General features: G+C 72.5%; 16 protein-coding genes. 11 read left to right on the plus strand and 5 right to left on the minus strand.

Annotation, left to right across the window (positions count from 1 at the left end):
• From ACFXAM_RS11200 to def, 3 genes are all read left to right on the plus strand, one after another.
• Window positions 1–950, plus strand: a 950-nt coding sequence (locus ACFXAM_RS11200) for an HD-GYP domain-containing protein (RefSeq protein WP_380289764.1), incomplete at its 5' end; no start/stop codon positions are given.
• 283 nt (window positions 951–1,233) lie between these two features.
• Window positions 1,234–2,223 carry a tetratricopeptide repeat protein gene (locus ACFXAM_RS11205; RefSeq protein ID WP_380289766.1) on the plus strand — a complete coding sequence of 330 codons (990 nt, stop codon included), beginning with the start codon at window positions 1,234–1,236 and terminating at the stop codon, window positions 2,221–2,223.
• Between the two features lie 51 nt (window positions 2,224–2,274).
• Window positions 2,275–2,886 (plus strand): peptide deformylase, encoded by a 612-nt coding sequence (def, locus tag ACFXAM_RS11210; RefSeq protein WP_380289768.1) that lies wholly within the window; start codon window positions 2,275–2,277, stop codon window positions 2,884–2,886.
• 65 nt (window positions 2,887–2,951) lie between these two features.
• Here def and ACFXAM_RS11215 read toward each other — a convergent pair whose 3' ends face one another.
• Window positions 2,952–3,965 carry a LacI family DNA-binding transcriptional regulator gene (locus tag ACFXAM_RS11215; protein ID WP_380289770.1) on the minus strand — a complete coding sequence of 338 codons (1,014 nt, stop codon included), beginning with the start codon at window positions 3,963–3,965 and terminating at the stop codon, window positions 2,952–2,954.
• Between the two features lie 183 nt (window positions 3,966–4,148).
• On the opposite strand from ACFXAM_RS11215, the gene ACFXAM_RS11220 reads away from it, so the two are divergent.
• From ACFXAM_RS11220 to ACFXAM_RS11240, 5 genes are all read left to right on the plus strand, one after another.
• A complete protein-coding gene (locus ACFXAM_RS11220) occupies window positions 4,149–5,960 on the plus strand; it encodes a glycoside hydrolase family 13 protein (protein WP_380289772.1) in 1,812 nt (603 codons plus the stop codon).
• On the plus strand, window positions 5,957–7,300 hold the full coding sequence (locus ACFXAM_RS11225; RefSeq protein WP_380289774.1) for an alpha/beta hydrolase-fold protein: 1,344 nt from the start codon (window positions 5,957–5,959) through the stop codon (window positions 7,298–7,300). Before ACFXAM_RS11220 ends, ACFXAM_RS11225 begins: the two co-directional genes overlap by 4 nt.
• 69 nt (window positions 7,301–7,369) lie before the next feature.
• Window positions 7,370–8,689: an extracellular solute-binding protein gene (locus ACFXAM_RS11230; RefSeq protein ID WP_380289776.1), complete on the plus strand. Its 1,320-nt coding sequence runs from the start codon at window positions 7,370–7,372 to the stop codon at window positions 8,687–8,689.
• A gap of 48 nt (window positions 8,690–8,737) precedes the next feature.
• Window positions 8,738–10,342 (plus strand): ABC transporter permease subunit, encoded by a 1,605-nt coding sequence (locus tag ACFXAM_RS11235; RefSeq protein WP_380289778.1) that lies wholly within the window; start codon window positions 8,738–8,740, stop codon window positions 10,340–10,342.
• Window positions 10,339–11,199, plus strand: coding sequence for a sugar ABC transporter permease (locus tag ACFXAM_RS11240; RefSeq protein ID WP_380289780.1), 861 nt, complete (start codon window positions 10,339–10,341; stop codon window positions 11,197–11,199). Before ACFXAM_RS11235 ends, ACFXAM_RS11240 begins: the two co-directional genes overlap by 4 nt.
• A 30-nt stretch (window positions 11,200–11,229) precedes the next feature.
• Here ACFXAM_RS11240 and ACFXAM_RS11245 read toward each other — a convergent pair whose 3' ends face one another.
• Together ACFXAM_RS11245 and ACFXAM_RS11250 are read right to left on the minus strand one after the other, a co-directional pair.
• Window positions 11,230–12,288, minus strand: a complete 1,059-nt coding sequence (locus ACFXAM_RS11245) for a ferritin-like protein (RefSeq protein WP_380289782.1) — start codon at window positions 12,286–12,288, stop codon at window positions 11,230–11,232.
• A 146-nt stretch (window positions 12,289–12,434) separates the two neighbouring features.
• Window positions 12,435–12,869, minus strand: a complete 435-nt coding sequence (locus ACFXAM_RS11250) for an ATP-binding protein (RefSeq protein WP_380289784.1) — start codon at window positions 12,867–12,869, stop codon at window positions 12,435–12,437.
• A 175-nt stretch (window positions 12,870–13,044) separates the two neighbouring features.
• Between ACFXAM_RS11250 and ACFXAM_RS11255 the strand changes: the two genes are divergently transcribed.
• The 3 genes from ACFXAM_RS11255 (at window position 13,045) to ACFXAM_RS11265 (ending at window position 15,510) form a co-directional block, all read left to right on the plus strand.
• Entirely contained in the window at window positions 13,045–13,956 is a 912-nt protein-coding gene (locus ACFXAM_RS11255) for a helix-turn-helix domain-containing protein (RefSeq protein WP_380289786.1), read from the plus strand.
• Between the two features lie 3 nt (window positions 13,957–13,959).
• Window positions 13,960–14,163 carry a DUF397 domain-containing protein gene (locus tag ACFXAM_RS11260; RefSeq protein ID WP_380289788.1) on the plus strand — a complete coding sequence of 68 codons (204 nt, stop codon included), beginning with the start codon at window positions 13,960–13,962 and terminating at the stop codon, window positions 14,161–14,163.
• Window positions 14,164–14,433: 270 nt separating this feature from the next.
• Window positions 14,434–15,510, plus strand: a complete 1,077-nt coding sequence (locus tag ACFXAM_RS11265; RefSeq protein WP_380289790.1) for a protein-L-isoaspartate O-methyltransferase — start codon at window positions 14,434–14,436, stop codon at window positions 15,508–15,510.
• A gap of 49 nt (window positions 15,511–15,559) precedes the next feature.
• Here ACFXAM_RS11265 and ACFXAM_RS11270 read toward each other — a convergent pair whose 3' ends face one another.
• Complete coding sequence (locus tag ACFXAM_RS11270; RefSeq protein WP_380289792.1) at window positions 15,560–16,576, minus strand: ribonucleotide-diphosphate reductase subunit beta; 1,017 nt, start codon at window positions 16,574–16,576, stop codon at window positions 15,560–15,562.
• Window positions 16,576–18,981 (minus strand): ribonucleoside-diphosphate reductase subunit alpha, encoded by a 2,406-nt coding sequence (locus ACFXAM_RS11275; RefSeq protein ID WP_380289854.1) that lies wholly within the window; start codon window positions 18,979–18,981, stop codon window positions 16,576–16,578. The genes ACFXAM_RS11270 and ACFXAM_RS11275 overlap by 1 nt, the downstream gene beginning before the upstream one ends.
• Window positions 18,982–19,085 lie beyond the last annotated feature (104 nt).

Genomic DNA, 19,085 nt, shown 5'->3' on the forward strand with positions numbered 1-19,085 from the left:
GGCCGGCCCCCTGGCGCGAGCGGGCCCGGCGGGACGGCGCGGCGCGGCGGCTGCTCGGCGCGGGCTTCGCGGCCGCCGTGTTCCAGCCGCTCTACAACAGCGGGGTGGTGGACCGGTTCTCCGCCGACGGCCCCGCGTACGGCGCGTTCCTGACGGCGGTGGCCGCGCTGGCCGCGCTCTGCGACGCGGTGCTGGCGGCGCTGCTGCGGCGGGCCCGCAGCGGGCTGCGGTTCCCGGCGGCGCTGGAGGACGAGCTGCGCTCGCTGTTCGGGATCGGCACCGCGATCGCCGCCACCGGCATGCTGGTCAGCCTGGCCGCCGGGGAGGTCGGGCTCTGGGCGCTGCCGCTGTTCTGCGCGCCGCTGCTGCTGGCGCAGGTGTCCTTCCGGCGGGCGGCGGCGGTGCGGGCCACCACCGGGCAGACCATCGCCAGCCTGGCCAAGGCCACCGAGGTCGCCGGGTACACGCCGCCGGGGCACGCCCGCCGGGTCGCCGACACCGCGTGCGCGGTCGGCCGCGAGCTCGGCCTCGGCACCCGGGAGCTGGCGCTGCTGGAGTACGCGGCGCTGATGCACGACGTCGGGCAGCTGTCGCTGGTGGAGCCGGTGCCGGGCGGGGCGACGGCCCTGCTGCCGGACGAGGAGCAGCAGCGGATCGCCCGGCTGGGCAGCGAGGTGATCCGGCGCACCGGGGTGCCGCGGCGGGTGGCCGAGCAGGTCGCCCGGCTGGCCGACCCGTTCCCCGGGCCGGACGGCGGCGGGCGGGCGGTGCCGCTGGCGGCGCGGATCATCCGGGTGGCGAACGCGCACGACGACCTGCTGACGGCGGCCCGGGAGCGCGGGGTGGGGGAGGCGGTGGGCCGGCTGGAGGTGCTGGAGGCGCTGCGGCTGGAGCGGGGCCGGGTGTACGACGCCCGGGTGGTGGACGCGCTGGTGCGGGTGCGCGGCTGACCGCGTCCGGCGGCGCGGCCGGGGCGCCCGGGGGCGGCCGGACGGCCGGGTCCGGGGTCCGGCAGGGGTCGTCCGGGGTTGAGGCGGCGGGGCCGGGCGGGCAGGCTGGGGGAGGGGCCGGAAACGGGCCGGGACGGAACCGGGCAACCCCGGCGGTGGGGAGCGCGGGCGGCGGCCGTCGTGGTTGGATGCGGTCGTAGCGTGGAAAACCGACCCGGAGCACCGGGCCCGTGACGCGGGAGCGGTTGCGGGACTTGAGCGGACGACGACGGCAGGGACGAACGTGAGGATCTTCCACCGGGCACGGCACCGGCCGTCCGCCACCTGGCGGCAGACGACCGACCGGGCTTTCACGTTGATCGGTGACGGCCGCTACGAGGACGCCGGCGCCCTGCTGGTGATGGCGGCCGACCTGGAGCCGTGGCTGTCCGACTCCTGGTTCAACCTGGCCCTGCTGCACAAGTTCCGCCGCGACTGGGAGCAGGCCCGGGCGGCCGGGCTGCGGGCGGTGGCGCTGCTGGACCGCGAGCAGGGCGCCCCGGACTGGTGGAACCTCGGCATCACCGCGACCGCGCTGCAGGACTGGCCGCTGGCCCGCCGGGCCTGGCAGGCGTACGGGCTGAAGCTGCCCGGCGGCCCGAACGCGCGGGAGGACGGGCCGGTCAGCCTGGACCTGGGGACGACCCCGGTGCGGCTCTCCCCGGACGGCGAGTCCGAGGTGGTCTGGGGCCGCAGACTGGACCCGGCCCGGATCGAGGTGCTGTCGATCCCGCTGCCGTCCTCCGGAAGACGCTGGGGCGAGGTGGTGCTGCACGACGGCGCCCCGCACGGCGAGCGGGTCACCGACGGCGTCGCCTACCCGGTGTTCGACGAGATCGAGCTGTGGGCGCCGTCCCCGGTGCCGACGTACGTGGTGCTGCTGCAGGCGGCCACCGAGGCGGACCGGGACGCGCTGGAGCGGCTGGTCGCGGACGCCGGCTACGCGGCGGAGGACTGGACGTCCTCGGTGCGGCTGCTCTGCCGGGCCTGCTCGGAGAGCCGGATGGCCTCGGACGACGGCCACACCGCCCACCACGACCCGCACGACGACGGGGACGCCGCGCACCCCGGCCACCTCAGCCACCTGAGCCCCGGCGCGGGCGGGATGTCCTGGCTGGCCGAGCGCGAGTGCGGGATCGCCGCCCCGGCGCACCTGGTGCGGGTGCTGCTGGACCGCTGGGCCGCGGCGTCGCCGGGAACCCGGGCCTACCGGGATCTCGAAGAGGTCTGCTGAGCGCCCTGAGTACCCTGGTCCGGTACGCGTAGGCCTAGGGAAGCGGAAGACATGGCGGAGCAGGACCAGCACGAGCACGACGAGACCCCGAAGGTGGTCGGCGAGGAGCCGGACCTCTCCAAGGGCACGGCGCGCCCGATCACCGTCTACGGCAACCCCGTGCTGCACCGCGAGGTGAAGGACGTGACGGCCTTCGACGGCGAGCTGTCCGCGCTGATCGACGACATGTTCCAGTCGATGTACGCGGCGGAGGGCGTGGGCCTGGCCGCCAACCAGATCGGCGTGGACCTGAAGGTCTTCGTCTACGACTGCCCGGACGACGAGGGCGTGCGCCACATCGGCCACGTGATCAACCCGGTGCTGGAGGAGTTCCCCAAGGACCGCAAGCGGGTGCTGGACGACGGCAACGAGGGCTGCCTGTCGGTCCCGACCGCCTACGCCGAGCTGCCCCGCCCGGACTACGCGGCGGTGACCGGCCGGGACAAGGACGGCAACCCGATCCGCGTCGAGGGCACCGGCTTCTTCGCGCGCTGCCTGCAGCACGAGACCGACCACCTGTACGGCTTCCTCTACATCGACAAGCTGTCGAAGCGGGACCGCAAGGACGCGCTGCGGCAGATGGCGGAGGGCACCGCGCGCTACGCGACCGTCCCGAACGACTGACACCGCCCGGGAGTTGACGGAGGGCCGGGGGCGGCAGCCGCCGGCCCTCCGGCGTGTGCGCGGTCTCAGTCCCGGGCGCGGGCGGTGGAGTCGCGGGCGACCAGGACGGGGGTGAACAGGTAGTCCCGGGCCCGGCCGCCGTGGCCCTCCAGCCGGCGCCAGAGGGCGTCGGCGACGGCGGCGCCCATCTCGTCGATCGGCTGGCGGACGGTGGTGAGCGGCGGGTTGCTGTGGGCGGCGAGGTAGCAGTCGTCGTAGCCGATCACCGAGAGGTCGCCGGGGACGGTGCGGCCGGCCTCGCGGGCGGCCTGGACCACGCCGAGGGCCATCAGGTCGCTGCCGGCGATCACGGCGGTGACGTCCGCGTCGAGCAGCTGGCGGGCGGCGGCCGCGCCGCCGGCGATCGAGTAGGCGGACTCGGCGTACCAGTCCGCGGGGGGTTCCTCGCCGAGCAGCTCGCGCATCGCGCGCCGGTAGCCGTCCAGGCGGTTGAGCGAGGGCCGCAGGTAGCCCTGGCCGCCGGCCAGCCCGATCCGGCGGTGGCCGAGTTCGCGCAGGTGGGCGACGGCGATCCGGGCGCCGAGCGCCTCGTCGGTGGCGACGGTGGGGACGGCCAGGCCCTCCACCCGGCCGCTGACCAGCACCATCGGGATGCCGCGTTCGTGCAGCAGCCGGTAGAAGCCGTGGTCGGCGTCGGGGTTGGCGTGCCGGCCGGAGACCAGGACCAGGCCGGAGACGCCCTTGCGCAGCAGGACGTCGATGTAGCCGAGTTCGGCGGTGCCCTGGCGGGTGGAGGTGCCGACCACGGCGGTGAGGCCGTGCTTGGCGAGCTGCACCTCGATCGCGGAGGCGAGCAGCGGGAAGACCGGGTTGTCGAGTTCGGGGACGACGATGCCGATCAGCGCGCCCTGGTGCGGGTCGTAGCCCTGGTCGGGCTGCCAGCCGAGCTCCCGCATGGCCTCGGCGACCCTGACCTTGGTGTCGTCGGAGACGCCCGGCCGGTCGTTGATCACCCTGCTCACCGAGGCGGCGCTGACGCCCGCCCGGGCGGCGATGTCGCGCAGTGACGGGCCGCTCAATTGGTCCTCCGGTCTGGTCCGGCCTGCATCTTACAAAGCCCGGCGCGGCAGGCCGCGCACCGGGATGAAACAATCTTAGCAACATATTGCGCAACAGTTTCATCGCCGTTACGGTTCCCTCGTCGGCCCGGAAAAGCGGAATGCCGGCTTCCGTCAACCTGCCCACCCGCCCCGAGGAGCCCCATGGACACGGCCAGCAGCCACCGCCTCGCCGCCCGCCACCAGCCGCACCACGACGGGTCCGCGCGGTACGTCGGCGACCTCGCCCCGCATCTCGGGCAGCGCGTCGACCTGCTGGTCAGGGTGCCCGCCGGGCAGGACGTCGAGCGGGTCTTCCTGCGCTCCGTCCCGGACGGCGAACCGCACTTCACGGCCGCCGTCGTCGACCGCGTCGACGGCAGCGGGACCACCTGGTGGCGGGCCGTCCTGGAGATGGTCAACCCGGAGATGAACTACCGGTTCTGGCTGCACACCCCGGAGGGCGGGCGCTGGCTCACCGCCGCGGGCCTGCACGACCACGACCTGCCCGACGCCACCGACTTCCGCCTCACCACCCACCCCGCCCCGCCCGCCTGGGCCGGCGACGCGGTGGTCTACCAGATCTTCCCGGACCGCTACCACCGCTCCGGCGAGGCCCCGCTCGCCTCCTGGGCCCGCCCGGCCGACTGGGACACCCCGCTGCGCACCGGCGACGCCGAGGCCCTCCAGCAGATGTACGGCGGGGACCTCTGGGGCGTGGTGCGCAAGATCGACCACATCCAGCGGCTCGGCGCCACCGCGATCTACCTGACCCCGTTCTTCGAGGGCCGCTCCAACCACCGCTACGACGCCGTCTCCTTCGACCGGGTCGACCCGGCGCTCGGCGGCGACGAGGCGCTGATCGCCCTCACCACCGAGGCGCACCGGCGCGGCATCAAGGTGATCGGCGACATCACCCTCAACCACTCCGGCGACGGGCACGACTGGTTCCGCACCGCGCAGTCCGACCCGCGGAGCCCCGAGGCCGGCTTCTACTTCTTCGGCGACGGCGGACCGGAGGACTACGCGACCTTCCTGGGCGTGCGCACCCTGCCGACCTTCGACCACCGCTCGGCCGAACTGCGCCGCCGCCTCTACGAGGGCCCCGACTCGGTGATCGCCAAGTACCTCGGCGCGCCGTTCCACCTGGACGGCTGGCGGGTCGACGTGGCACAGATGGCCGGCCGGCGCGGCGACGTCGAGCTCAACCACCTGGTCGCCACCACCACCGCGGCCACCGTCCGGGCCGCCAACCCCGGCGCCGTCCTGCTCGCCGAGCACCAGCACGACGCCTCGCTCGCCCTGGCCGGCGACGGCTGGCAGGGCACCATGAGCTACGCCGGCTTCACCCGGCCGGTCTGGAGCTGGCTCGTCGAGAAGCACGACCAGAAGGACTTCTGGGCCGTCCCCGGGCCGGTTCCCGACTACGACGCCGCCCGGGTGCGCGCCACCATGACGGCCTTCGGTGCCGCGCTGCCCTGGCGCAGCCGCGCCCACAACCTGACCCTGCTGGACTCGCACGACACCGCCCGGTTCCGCACCTTCGCCGGTCCGGAGCGCCAACTGCTCGGCGCGGCCCTGCTGTTCACCCTGCCGGGCATCCCCATGGTGTTCTCCGGCGACGAGGTCGGGGTGCTGGGCGAGGGCCTGGAGGAGGGGCGCAAGCCGTTCCCCTGGGACGAGTCCGCCTGGGACCAGCACACCTGGCGCACCTACCGCGACCTGGTCCGGCTGCGCCGCAGCCACAGCGCGCTCACCGGCGGCGGTCTGCGCTGGCTGGTCGCCGAGGGCGACGTCCTGCTGTTCGAGCGGGAGGACGAACGGGAGACGGTCCTGGTGCAGATCAGCCGGGCCGACCACCCGCCGGTGGCGGGGGAGTGGCACGCCACCCACCTGCTCGGCGGGCCGCAGCTGGTCCCGGGCCGCGACCTGCCCGCCGAGGGCCCGGCCGTGCACGTCTGGTCGGTGGCCCGATGAGCGCGACCACCGTGCGCCGGGGCCGGATCGAGCGGATCCCCGGTTTCCGCTCCGAACCGCTCGGCAACGAACGGGACCTGCTGGTCCACCTGCCGCCCGGCTACGACGACCGGCCGGACGCCGACTACCCGGTGCTCTACCTGCACGACGGCCAGCAGGTCTTCGACCAGGGGCAGCAGCCCACCTGGGCGGTGGACCGGACGCTGGAGGCGCTGTACGCCGAGGGCCTGATCCCCGAGCTGATCGCGGTCGCCGTGCCCAACGCCGGCGCCGACCGCGGCGTCGAGTACTCCCACGTCGCCGAGTACTGGCGCACCCCCGGCACCCCGCTGAAGGGCCACCGCTACGAGGCCTTCCTGACCGACGAGGTCAAGCCGTTCGTCGACGCCCGCTACCGGACCAGGACCGGTCCGGAGCACACCGCGCTGATGGGCTCCTCGATGGGCGGCCTGGTCACCTACCACATCGCCTTCCGCCGCCCCGAGGTCTTCGGCCTGGCCGCCGTCCTCTCCCCGTTCCTCACCCACGTCGACCCGGAAGGCCTCGGCGAACGCGTGGTGCACGAGCGCTACCGGCGGCGCGGGCCGCGGCGGATCTGGCTGGACATCGGCGGCCGGGAGGGGCTGATCATGGCCCGCCCGGCCCGTGAGCTGGCCGGCCGGCTGGTCGACGAGGCCGGCTACACCTCCGGCGCCGACCTGCTCTACTACGAGGACCCGGCCGCCCCGCACCACGAGAACGCCTGGCGCCCGCGCGCCCGGCACGCGCTGCTGCACCTGTTCGGCGCGCCCTCGCCGGTGCGCTCGCTCACCGTCGAGCCGGAGATCCTGCTCGCGCCCGGCGAGACCTGGAGCGCCGTCAACCCGGTCGCGGTCCGTGCCGACGGCGTGCGCTACACCGCGCTGGAGGCCGGCTACCGGGTCGAGCACCCCGGGGTCGCGGCCGTCTCGCCGCACGGCGGGCTGCGCCCGCTGGCCCCGGGGCGGACGGCGGTCACCGTCCGGGCCCACGGGCTGGCCGCGCACACCGAGGTCGCGGTCGACCCGCAGCTGCCGGCCCACCCGGTGCTGGAGGTGACCGTGACCGTCCCGCCCGGCACCCCCGACGACGCCCCGGTGATGTTCGGCCCGCTGCCCTGCGCCCCGGCCGGACCGGGCCGGTTCCACGGCCGGATCGCGGTGCCGCGCGGCACCGGCTTCGACGGCGGCGTCTCGCGCGGCTGGGGCCTGGACGCCGTCGACGCGGACGGCCGGCGGGTGCTGCACCCGCTGCGGGTCGACCGCGACACCCGGCTCGACCTCACCGTCGAGCGCTGGCACCGGCCGGCGGACGGCATCTGACCCGCCGGCCGCGGCCCCGCCCCCGCGACCCAACCCCCGCACCCCTCCCGGACGAAGGAGTCTCGGACCATGCGCCACCGGACCATCCGCCACCGGATCACCCGCCACCGCAGAACCGCCGCGCTCGGCCTGCTCGCCCTGCTGGTCACGGCCTGCGGCGGCACCTCCCCCTCCGCCGGTCCCGCGCCCGCCGGCGGCACCGCCGCCGCGGACGGGCCGACGACCGCCCCGCCGGCCGCCGCCGACGGGGGCGACCTGGTGATCTGGGCCCAGACCCAGCAGGCCGCCGCCCTCCAGCCGCTCGCCGACCGCTTCGGCAAGGAGCACGGCGTCAAGGTCACCGTCGCCCCGCAGTCCGTCAACACCCAGCAGGCGTACGTCACGGCCACCAACGCGGGCAAGGGCCCCGACCTGGTGGTCGGCGCTTCCGACTGGCTCGGCAACCTGGTGCAGAACGGCACGGTCGCCCCCGTCCCGCTGACCGCGCAGCAGAAGGCGCTGTTCCAGCCCGCCGCCCTGGAGGCGGTGGCCCAGGGCGGCCAGCAGTACGGCCTGCCGTACGCGACCGAGACCCTGGTGCTGTTCCGCAACACCGAACTGGCCCCGGCCGCGCCCGCCACCTTCGAGGACCTGGCCGGCACCGCCCAGGACGCCGTCCGGGCCGGGAAGGCCGAGGTCCCGCTGGCGCTGCCGGTCGGCCAGCAGGGCAACGCCTACGCCCTGCAGCCGCTGTTCGCCTCGGCCGGCGGCTACCTGTTCGGCAGCAAGCCGGACGGCGGCTGGGACACCGCGGACCTCGGGGTCGGCGGCCCGGGCTCGATCGCGGCCGGCGAACTGTTCAAGCAGTACGGGGAGAAGGGCGCCGGACTGTTCAACCGCTCGGTGGACACCAACGCCATCTCGCTGTTCACCGGGCGCAAGTCCCCGTACCTGGTGGCCGGGCCGTGGGCGCTCGGACAGGTCAAGCAGGCCGGTCTGCCGTACGCGATCTCCCCGGTGCCCGGCTGGGCGGGCAAGGGGCCGGCCCGCCCCTTCGTCGGGGTGCAGGCGTTCTACCTCTCCGCCAAGGCGAGGAACCAGCCGCTCGCCCAGGAGTTCCTGCTGCGTGCGATCGGTTCGGAGGAGGGACAGCTGGCGCTCTACCAGGCCTCGCCCGAGCCGCCCGCGCTGACCTCGGCCCTCACCAGGGCCACCGCCGGGGACCCGGACATCGGCGCCTTCGCCGCCGCCGGCGAGGCCGGGCAGCCGCTGCCGACCGTTCCCGCGATGAACGCGATCTGGGGCCCGCTCGGCCAGGCCGAGGCGAGCATCGTGGCCGGCGCCGACCCGGCCGAGACCATGCGCCAGGCGGGCGAGGCCATCCGCGCCGCCCTGGCCGGCGGCCACTGACACCCCCGGCGCCCCGCGCCCCTCCCGGACGGACCAGGGACCACCCCCATGACCTCCCCCACCCTTCAGGACAGCAGGCGCCCGGCCGCCCCCGCCGCCGGGCCCCCGCGACGCCCGCCCCGCCGGGCCGGTGCCGTGACCGCGCAGCTGGTGAAGATCATCCTGCTGTCCGGGGTCGCCGCGCTCGCCCTCTTCGCGACGCCCAAGCTCTACCAGGCCGGCCACTGGGCCGCCCTCGGCGTCCTCGCCACGGGGGCGGGGGCGACCTTCTGGATCTACCTCTCGCCGCGCCGGCTCGCCGCCAAGTACCTGCTGCCGGCCACCGTGCTCTTCCTGGCCTTCGTGGTCTACCCCGTGCTCCACATCGTCGCGGTCTCCTTCACCGACTACGGCGACGGGCACCTGCTCGGCAAGGAGCAGGCCGTCCGCACGCTGGTCGACAACTCCGTGGAGCCCGTCCCCGACGGCGCCTCGTACACGCTCACCGTCGCCACCGAGCCGGCCGGCGGCCCGCTCGTCCTGCTGCTCACCGACCCGGCGACCGGCCGGACCGAGGCCGGCACCGCGCGCGGCCTGGCTCCCGCCCCGGCCGGCACGGTGACCGCGCCCGACGGCCGGGTGACCGCCGCACCCGGCCTGCGGATCCTCACCCCGGGCCAGGTCAACGGCCGCGCCCAGGAGCTGAAGGAGCTGCGGGTCCCGGTGGACGGCGGCTTCGTGGTCGGCCAGGGACTCTCCTCGGCCACCACCGCCCGGCCCACGCTGGTGCACGACGGCCGGGCCGACACCCTCACCGACACCCGCACCGGCACCGTCTACCGCGCGGAGGACGGCCGGTTCACCGCCACCGACGGCTCCGGACGGACCCTGCCGACCGGCTGGCACCGCACCGTCGGCTTCGCCAACTTCACCGCCGTGCTCACCAGCCCGGCCGTCCGCGGCCCCTTCCTCGGCGTGCTCGCCTGGACGTTCGGCTTCGCGGCGCTCTCCACCGGCGCCTCCTTCGCGCTCGGCCTCGGGCTCGCCTTCACCCTGCACCACCCGCGGCTGCGCGGACAGCGGCTCTACCGCTCACTGCTCCTGCTGCCGTACGCGATGCCCGCGTTCATCGGCATCCTGATCTGGCAGAGCATGTACAACCGGGACTTCGGGCTGCTCAACCAGCTCCTGCATACCCGGATCGACTGGCTCGGCGACACCTGGAGCGCGCGCCTCGCGGTCGTCCTGACCAGCCTGTGGCTCGGCTTCCCCAACATGCTGCTGATCTGCACCGGGGTGCTGCAGTCCATGCCCGCCGAGCTGAACGAGTCGGCGCGGATCGACGGCGCCGGGCCGTGGACGGCCTTCCGGGCGGTCACCTTCCCGCTGCTGCTGGTGGCCGCCTCGCCGGTGCTGATCTCCTCCTTCGCCTTCAACTTCAACAACTTCAACGCCGTCCAACTGCTCACCGGGGGAGGCCCGTTCGACGGCGCGGGCGGGACGGCCGGCGCCACCGACATCCTGATCAGCTACACCTACCGGGTGGCCTTCGGCGGACAGGGCGCCCAGTACGGCTTCGCCGCCGCCCTGTCGATCTTCATCTTCCTGCTGGTCGGCCTGATCACCCTGGTCGGCTACCGCCGCACCCGGGCCCTTGAGGAGCTCAACGCATGACCGCCACCGTCCGATGGCTGCGCCGCTTCGGCTGGCGGCACCTGGTCGCCGTCCTCGCCGTCTGCTTCGCGCTCCTGCCGCTGCTGTTCGTGTTCTCCGCCGCGCTCAACCCGCTGGGCACCCTGCAGTCCTCCACACTGCTGCCCGAGCACGCCTCGTTCGCCAACTTCACCGCGCTGTTCACCGACGAGCAGTACCCGTTCGGGCGCTGGCTGCTCAACACGGCGCTGATCTGCGGCAGTTTCGCCGTGCTCAACGTGCTGCTCGGGGTCTGCTCGGCGTACGCGTTCTCCCGGTTCCGCTTCCGGGGGCGGCGGGTGGGGCTGCTCACCGTCCTGCTGGCGCAGATGTTCCCGCAGTTCCTCGCGGTCGTCTCGCTCTACCTGCTGTTCGCCGAGGTCGGCGACGTGCTGCCGGCGATCGGCCTGGACACGCCCTGGGGTCTGCTCCTGGTCTACCTCGGCGGGGCGATGGGGGTGAACACCTGGCTGATGAAGGGGTACCTGGACACCATCCCGAAGGAGATCGACGAGGCCGCCAAGGTGGACGGGGCCGGGCACGCGCAGGTCTTCTTCCGGATCATCCTCCCGCTGGCCGCGCCGATGCTGGTGGTGGTCGCGATCCTCTCGCTGACCACCGCGCTCAACGACGTCATCCTGGCCGGCATCTTCCTGACCTCCAACGAGTCCAAGACGGTGGCGGTCGGCCTCTACGGGATCATCTCCGGCCAGCAGGACCAGAACTACGGCCTCTTCGCGGCCGGGGCGCTGGTCACCTCGCTGCCGGTGATCGTGGTCTACCAGTTCCTCCAGCGCTACCTCGCCCAGGGGCTCACCGCCGGCTCGGTCAAGGGCTGAGCCGGCGGCGGGCCCGCCGCGCCGGGGGCGTCAGCCGGTGACGAACAGCCACTCCGGGCCGTAGGTGAAGTGGGGGTTGGCGGGGAGTTCGATGGTGTTGATCGTCTGGGCGGTGCGGCGCAGGTCGCCCATGAGGTGGATGGCCGGGCCGAGGTCCGCCGCGGAGGGGCTCCAGGCGTCCTCCAGGGCCTTCAGCAGGGCGCTGTACTGCTGGTTGAAGGTGTGCAGGTGTCCGGCGGTGGCCGCGTCCGGCTCGTTGCCGGGGGAGTTGGCCCAGCCGCCCTGCGGGACGCGGCCGACCGGGGAGGTGGCCGGCAGCGGAACGTCGGGGCCGACGAAGTCGAACTTCCCCGTCTGCTCGTCGCGGACGAACTTCCTGCCGACGGCGATCTCCTTGAACGCGTAGTAGTGGGCGAGTTCGCCCGGGGCGCCGGGGAAGGGGTTCTCCGGGGAGGCGGTGGTGCCCTCGCCCTGGGCCTGGATGACGTGGATGGCGCTCAGGACGTCGTCGAGGGCGTTCATCGGGACGATGTCGTTGCCGGCCCCGTGGCCGGACCCGAGCGGGAAGCTCACCTGCTGCCGGCCGGTGAGCAGGTGCGCGAACCGGGGGAAGACGTCGGCGATCCGCTGGTAGAAGGCGCCGATGGTGTTGCCGTCCGCCGCGAAGCCGAGCGGGAACTCCGGCTTCTCGATGGCGGCGAACAGCGCGGCGGAGTCCCGGCTCAGCCCGCTGAGGTACACCTCCAGCCCGGGGTTGACGCCCCCGGGCAGCTCGCCGGGGTACTTCGGCACGGTGAGCGGGTCGGTGAGGGTGACCTTGCCGCCGATGCTGGTGAGCATGTTGCAGACCAGCCCGAAGTGCGACATCTCGTCGAAGAGGATCTCGCGGATGGTGTGCCGGACCGGCTTGCTGTTGTCCGGATCGGTGATCGACCAGAGCGCGGTGGCGTACGGCGGGATGGTGGAGAGCTCCAGCATGATCGCCCGCTGCAGCGCGTCCTTGAGCTCCTGCTCGGTCCAGTCCTCCTCCGCGACGCTCATGAGCTGGACGATCGCGTCGCTCTCGTAGTCCAGAACCCTGGTGGTCATGGTGTGTCCCCTTCCGGCCGGTCGTGGCCGGACCGTATTCGGGAACCGATCACATGCGACCACATGCCTCCGGTGCGCCCCCACGACTTCATCCGGACGGCTCCGCCCCGCCCCCGCCCGGCGTGCACGCCGGGCGGGGGCGGTGGTCATGCGGCGGCGGTGGTGTCGGGGGAGATGTGGCACCAGACGAACTTGCCGACGCCGCCGATGCGCGGGCAACAGCCCCACTGGGTGGCCAACTCGTGGACGAGGAGCAGGCCTCGGCCGGCCTCGTCGGAGTCGGAGGCGGCGCGGAGGGCGGGCTTCTCGCTGTCCGCGTCGTGGACCTCGATCCGGAGGGTGAGGTCGGGGGCGAGGCGGAAGAGGATGAAGATCAGCCGGTCGCGCGGGGCGTGGGCGTGCTGGACGGCGTTGGTGACGAGCTCACTGACCAGCAGCTCGCCGCTGGGGAGGAGGAGTTCGCCGGAGGGGAAGGGGAGGAGGAAGGAGCGGAGCTCCTGGCGGGCGAGGCGGGGCGACTTGCGGTGCCGGGGCAGCCAGCAGGTCCGCTCGATGGGGGTGGGGGAGACGGTTTCAGGCATGGCGGAGCCACCTCTGGTCGGTCGGGTGACAGCAGCTGAAGAAGGCGTGGGAATGCCCGGTGAGTGGCCCACTGTCATCACAGTTCGTCGACTAGAGGGCTACGTTGAGTAGCATGCTCCTGGCGGCTCCTAAAGTGCAAGTCCCTACTTTGGAAGCGGCTAAAGATTGTTGTCGATGCAGAGGAGAGGCAGACTGACAGCTCACAGAAGTGGGGAGGCCGCGACGGTGCCCGTGAACAGGAACCCGACGGTTCGACAGCGGAGGCTGGCCCGAACGCTCAAGGAGCTGCGGGTAGATGCCAATCTGACGCTCGCCCAGTCGGCTCGGCATCTTGCGTGTGCCGAAAGCAAGATCAGTCGCATTGAGGCTGCACAGTCGGGGATTCGATTGGTGGATCTCCGGCTGCTGCTCGACCTGTACGGGGTGACGGACCCGGAGTCCAGGGGCCGGATGGAGACCCTGTCGCGTGAAGGCCGCCTGCGCGGATGGTGGGACCGCTACTCGGAGACCTTGTCGCCCCTGTACGCCGACTACATTGCGCTGGAATCCGATGCGTCGGACATGTACAGCATCCAAACTCTTCTGGTGCCAGGGATCTTGCAGACCGAGGACTACACCAGGGCTGTAGTGAAGGCGCAGATAGAAGACGCGACGCCGGATCAGATCGAGATCCTGACGAAGGTCCGCCAGGAGCGACGCTCGGTGCTGGCAAGAGAGGTCCCCATGAGGGTCTGGGCCGTACTCTCGGAATCAGCGCTCCGACATCAGGTCGGTGGTCGGTCGGTGATGCGCGAACAACTTCGATCCCTCGCGGAGTCGGCCGAGAGCCCCAACGTCAACGTCCAGATCCTGCCGGAGGCGTCGGAGATCCATGCCGCGCTCTTCGGGCCAGTCACCATCCTGAGCTTTCCAGAGGTGGCGGAGACGGACGTGGCGTACGTCGACAGCCTCCTCAGCACGCTGTACATCGAGGAGCCGGGCGAAGTCTTCAAGTACGCGAACGTGTTCCGTCGTGCTCTGGCGGAGTCACTGCCCCACAAGGAATCGATCGCGCTCATCGAGCGCATCGCGAGTGAGAAGGTCTAGATCGTGAGCGAGTTCTCGCCAGATGAGTGGCGCAAGTCTTCGTATTCAGGTGCGCAGAGCGAGTGTGTCGAGGTGGCTGCTGGGCTGTCCGGCGTCGTGCCAGTGAGGGACTCGAAAGACCCAGACGGGCCGGAACTGCTCTTCGCGGCTGAGGCTTGGGATTCGTTCCTGGCAGGGGTCAAGGGCGGGGAGTTCTCGACAGGCTGAGACGACATGGATGCCCCGCACGGGCTGTGGCCGTGCGGGGCATCGTCATCACTGGCGGCGTGTACCTCGGACGTGCGCGCTGCGGGTGCGCCTCTGCGCGTCTGGTGTGGCGCATTGGCGTTCCCAGAGGATGGGGCCCGAGCGAAGGGAGCGCAGCATGGGTGAGCACGAGAAGCCGCCGCCGGACCCGGGGCAGGGAGAGCCGCCGCCGGGGAACGCCGACGGGCAGGTACCGCCTCCGCCGCCGGGCGACGGGAAGCACAAGAAGCGATGACCGGTGATCTGGCCGGCCGCCGCACGCGGATGGATGCCCTGATGGAGGCGCGCGGGGCCTGGCCGGCCGGCTCGCCGTGGGTGCGTGAGGCTATGCGCGCGCTGCCTCGTGACACCTTCGCGCCGGATCGGCTGTGGCGGTGGGACGGTCACGCCTACACGTCACTCGACCGTCCGACCTCCCCCACCGCGTGGGCGGACGAGCTCTACTCCGGGCCTGATGCGGCGGCGGTCACCCAGGTCACCGATGGGCTCCCTTCCTCCAGCCTCTCCGCGCCCGCCGTGGTGGCGGACATGCTGGACAGCCTGATGCTGGAGCCAGGCCACACCGTGTGGGACATCGGCACCGGCCAGGGCTGGAGCTGCGCGCTCGCCGCCTGGCGGGCCGGGCCCAACCGGGTCGTCTCCACGGAGGTGGACGAAAGCCTCGCCCTGCTCGCCCGCAAACGGCTCGCCGCCGTCGAGGTGTTCGTCGGCAACGGCACCAGCCGCGTCCCGCCCGGCGGCCCGTTCGACCGCATCCATGCGACCTACGCCGTGGAGTCCGTCCCCTACACATGGATCGAGGCCGCCAAGCCGGGCGGCCGGATCGTCTACCCGTGGGGCCGGCTCGGGCACGTCGCGCTCACGGTGGCCGCCGACGGCCGTAGCGCGAGCGGCTGGGTGCAGGGCCTCGGGCAGTTCATGGCGGACCGCTCGGCTCCGGCGCCGACGGTCAGTTACGCGAAGGTACGAGGTACTGGCGAGGCTGCCACCAAGCGGATCGTCGAACGCGACCTCGCCCCGCTCGCCGACGACTGGGACCTGCGCTTCGCCGTGCGCGTCGCCGTCCCGGACGCCGTGATCGTCACCGGCCGGGACGAGGACGGCGTCAACGCCTGGATCCACGACGGCAGAGCGTCATGGGCGGCAGTCTCCGCGGGCGGTGCCCTGCTGTTCCAAGGCGGCCCGCGCCGGATCGGTGACGAGGTGCTGACCGCCTGGTCGCAGTGGGAGGAACACGGCCGTCCGACACCGTACGACTACCGGGTCACCGTCACATCGGAACGCCAGTGGGTGCGGCCCACTTCATGAAGCAGAGGGGGGAGCGCCGAGCGGCGCTCCCCCCTCCGAACCTCGGTGCTTAGAAGTCGTCGTCGAAGGAGACCGAGCCCTCGACGGCGACCTGGTACGCGGAGACCCGGCGCTCGAAGAAGTTGGTCAGCTCCTGGACGTTCTGCAGCTCCATGAAGCCGAACGGGTTCGTGGAGCCGTAGCGGATCGGCAGGCCCAGACGCGCCAGGCGCTGGTCGGCCACGGCCTGGAGGTACTCGCGCATCGACTCGGTGTTCATGCCGGGCAGGCCGTCACCGCAGAGGTCGCGGGCGAACTGGAGCTCGGCCTCGACGGCCTCCTCCAGCATCTCGGTGACCTGCTTGGCCATCTCGTCGTCGAAGAGGTCGGGCTCCTCCTCGCGGACGGTGTCGACCACCGACATGGCGAAGTCCATGTGCATGGACTCGTCGCGGAACACCCAGTTGGTGCCGGTCGCCAGGCCGTGCAGCAGGCCCCGGCTGCGGAACCAGTACACGTACGCGAACGCGCCGTAGAAGAAGAGACCCTCGACGCAGGCCGCGAAGCAGATCAGGTTCAGCAGGAAGGCCCGCCGGTCCTCCTTGGTCTGCAGCGAGTCGATGTGGTCGACCGCGTTCATGTACTTGAAGCAGAACTGGGCCTTCTGGTGGATGGAGGGGATGTTCTCCACCGCGGCGAAGGCCGCGTTGCGGTCCTCCGGGTCCGGAAGGTAGGTGTCCAGCAGCGTCAGATAGAACTGGACGTGCACGGCCTCCTCGAACAGCTGACGGCTCAGGTACAGCCGTGCCTCCGGGGAGTTGATGTGCTTGTAGAGGCTCAGCACCACGTTGTTCGCGACGATCGAGTCACCGGTCGCGAAGAACGCGACCAGCCGGCCGATCATGTGACGCTCGCCCTCGCTCAGCTTCGCCAGGTCGGCGACGTCCGAGTGAAGGTCCACCTCCTCCACCGTCCAGGTGTTCTTGATGGCGTCGCGGTACCGGTCGTAGAACGACGGGTAACGCATCGGGCGCAGCGTCAGCTCGAAGCCGGGGTCGAGCAGCATCTTGCGGTCTTCGGAGCTCATTACTGGCAGGCCTCGCAGGACTCGGGGTTCTCCAGGGAGCAGGCCAGCGCGGCCTCTTCCTCCGGGGTGAGGGTCGGGGTGTTCACGGGCACCGGGGCGGCGGTGCGGGCGGTGCCGGACGCGGCCTGGGCGATCCGGGTGGCCGGGCGCGAGCGCAGGTAGTAGGTGGTCTTCAGACCGACCTTCCAGGCGTACGCGTACATCGAGCTGAGCTTGCCGATGGTCGGCGCGGCCATGAAGAGGTTCAGCGACTGGCTCTGGTCGATGTACGGCATGCGGGCCGCGGCCAGGTCGATCAGCGCGCGCTGCGGCAGCTCCCAGGCGGTGCGGTACAGCGAGCGGATCTCCGCGGGCAGCCAGCCGAGCTCCTGGACCGAGCCGTTGGCGTCGCGCAGCGCGTCGCGGGTCTGCTGGTCCCAGACGCCGAGCTCCTTGAGGTCGCGCACCAGGTACGGGTTGACCTGGAGGAACTCGCCGGAGAGCGTCTCGCGCTTGAACAGGTTGGACACCTGCGGCTCGATGCACTCGTACACACCGGCGATGGACGCGATGGTCGCGGTCGGCGCGATCGCGAGCAGCAGCGAGTTGCGCAGGCCGGTGACGGCGATCCGCTCGCGCAGCGCGGTCCAGCGATCGGCCCACTCGGGGGTGGCCGAGCCGAAGTGGTCGATGTGCAGCTCGCCGCGGGCGGCGCGGGTCTCGCCGTACGCCTCGTGGCGGCCCAGCTGCTCGGCCAGGTCGGCGGAGCGCTCGTAGGCGGTGAGCATGATGCGCTCGGCGATGAGCGTGGAGAGCGTCCTGGCCTCGGCGGAGTCGAAGTCGATCCGCAGCTGGAAGAAGACGTCCTGGAGGCCCATCACGCCGAGGCCCACCGGCCGCCAGCGGGAGTTGGAGGCGCCGGCCTCGGGGGTCGGGTAGAAGTTGATGTCCACCACGCGGTCGAGGAAGGTGACGGCGGTGCGCACGGTGGCGTCCAGCCGCTCCCAGTCCATCGCGCCCAGCAGGTCGCCGGCCGACGCGCCGGCGGCGACGTGGGCGCCGAGGTTGACCGAGCCGAGGTTGCAGACGGCGGTCTCGGAGTCGTCGGTGACCTCCAGGATCTCCGTGCAGAGGTTGGAGGAGTGGACGGTGCGGCCCGGCAGCGCGGTCTGGTTGGCGGCGCGGTTGGAGGCGTCCTTGAAGGTCATCCAGCCGTTGCCGGTCTGCGCGAGGGTGCGCATCATCCGGGCGTAGAGGGTCTGCGCGGGGATGGTGCGCACGGCCTTGCCGGCCAGTTCGGCCTTGCGGTAGGCCTCGTCGAACTCCTCGCCCCACAGGTCGACCAGCTCGGGGACGTCGGCGGGGGAGAACAGCGACCAGTCGGCGTTGGCGTTGACCCGGCGCATGAACTCGTCCGGGATCCAGTGCGCCAGGTTCAGGTTGTGGGTGCGGCGCGCCTCCTCACCGGTGTTGTCGCGGAGCTCCAGGAACTCCTCGATGTCGGCATGCCAGGTCTCCAGGTAGACGCAGGCCGCGCCCTTGCGGCGGCCGCCCTGGTTGACGGCGGCGACCGAGGAGTCGAGGGTGCGCAGGAACGGCACGATGCCGTTGGACTTGCCGTTGGTGCCGCGGATCAGCGAGCCGCGCGAGCGGATCCGGGAGTAGGACAGGCCGATGCCGCCGGCGTGCTTGGACAGCCGGGCGATCTGCGCGTAGCGCGAGTAGATCGAGTCCAGGTTGTCCAGCGGGGAGTCCAGCAGGTAGCAGCTGGACATCTGGGGGTGGCGGGTGCCGGAGTTGAAGAGGGTCGGCGAGGAGGTCAGGTACTCCAGCCGGCTCATCAGGCGGTACAGCTCGGCGACCTCGGCGACCGACTGCTCGGTGTCGCCGACCGCCAGGCCACAGGCGACGCGGAGCAGGAAGTGCTGCGGGGTCTCGACGACCTTGCGGGTGATCGGGTGGCGCAGCAGGTAGCGGGACTGCACGGTGCGCAGGCCGAAGTACTCGAAGCGGTCGTCGCCCCGGGGGTCGACCAGGGCGTCCAGGGCGGCGGTGTGCTTGGCGACGAAGTCGGCGGTGGTGTCGCCGATCAGGCCCTCGGCGTGGCCGACCGCGATCGAGGTGGAGAACGAGACCACGCCCTGGCTCGCCGCCTCGTCCACGATCTCCAGCGCGAGCAGGCGGGCCGCGAGCTTGGAGTACTGCGGGTCCTCGGCGATCATCGACGCGGCGGCGTCGACGGCCAGCCCGCGCAGCTCGGCGAAGTCCGAGCCGGCGTGGCGGCCGCGGAGCGCGGCGGCGGCGACATGGCCGGGGTCGACCTGGGGGAGGTCGGTGCTGCGGTCGGTCAGGAGGCGCAGGAGCGCACCGCCGGGGTCGGAGACCGTCGGGTCGGCGGGGGCGGAGCTGGAACCCTGGGCGGGCAGGGTGGCTGAGGCAGCGGTGGTCAAGGCGCTCTCTCCTGGCGGCGGTCGACGGCGGTGGCTCGGGCCGGGCCGTTCGGGGCAGGGGAGATCGCCGTGCGGCCCGG

The organism is Kitasatospora sp. NPDC059462 (assembly GCF_042749955.1).
GTDB lineage: Bacteria > Actinomycetota > Actinomycetes > Streptomycetales > Streptomycetaceae > Kitasatospora.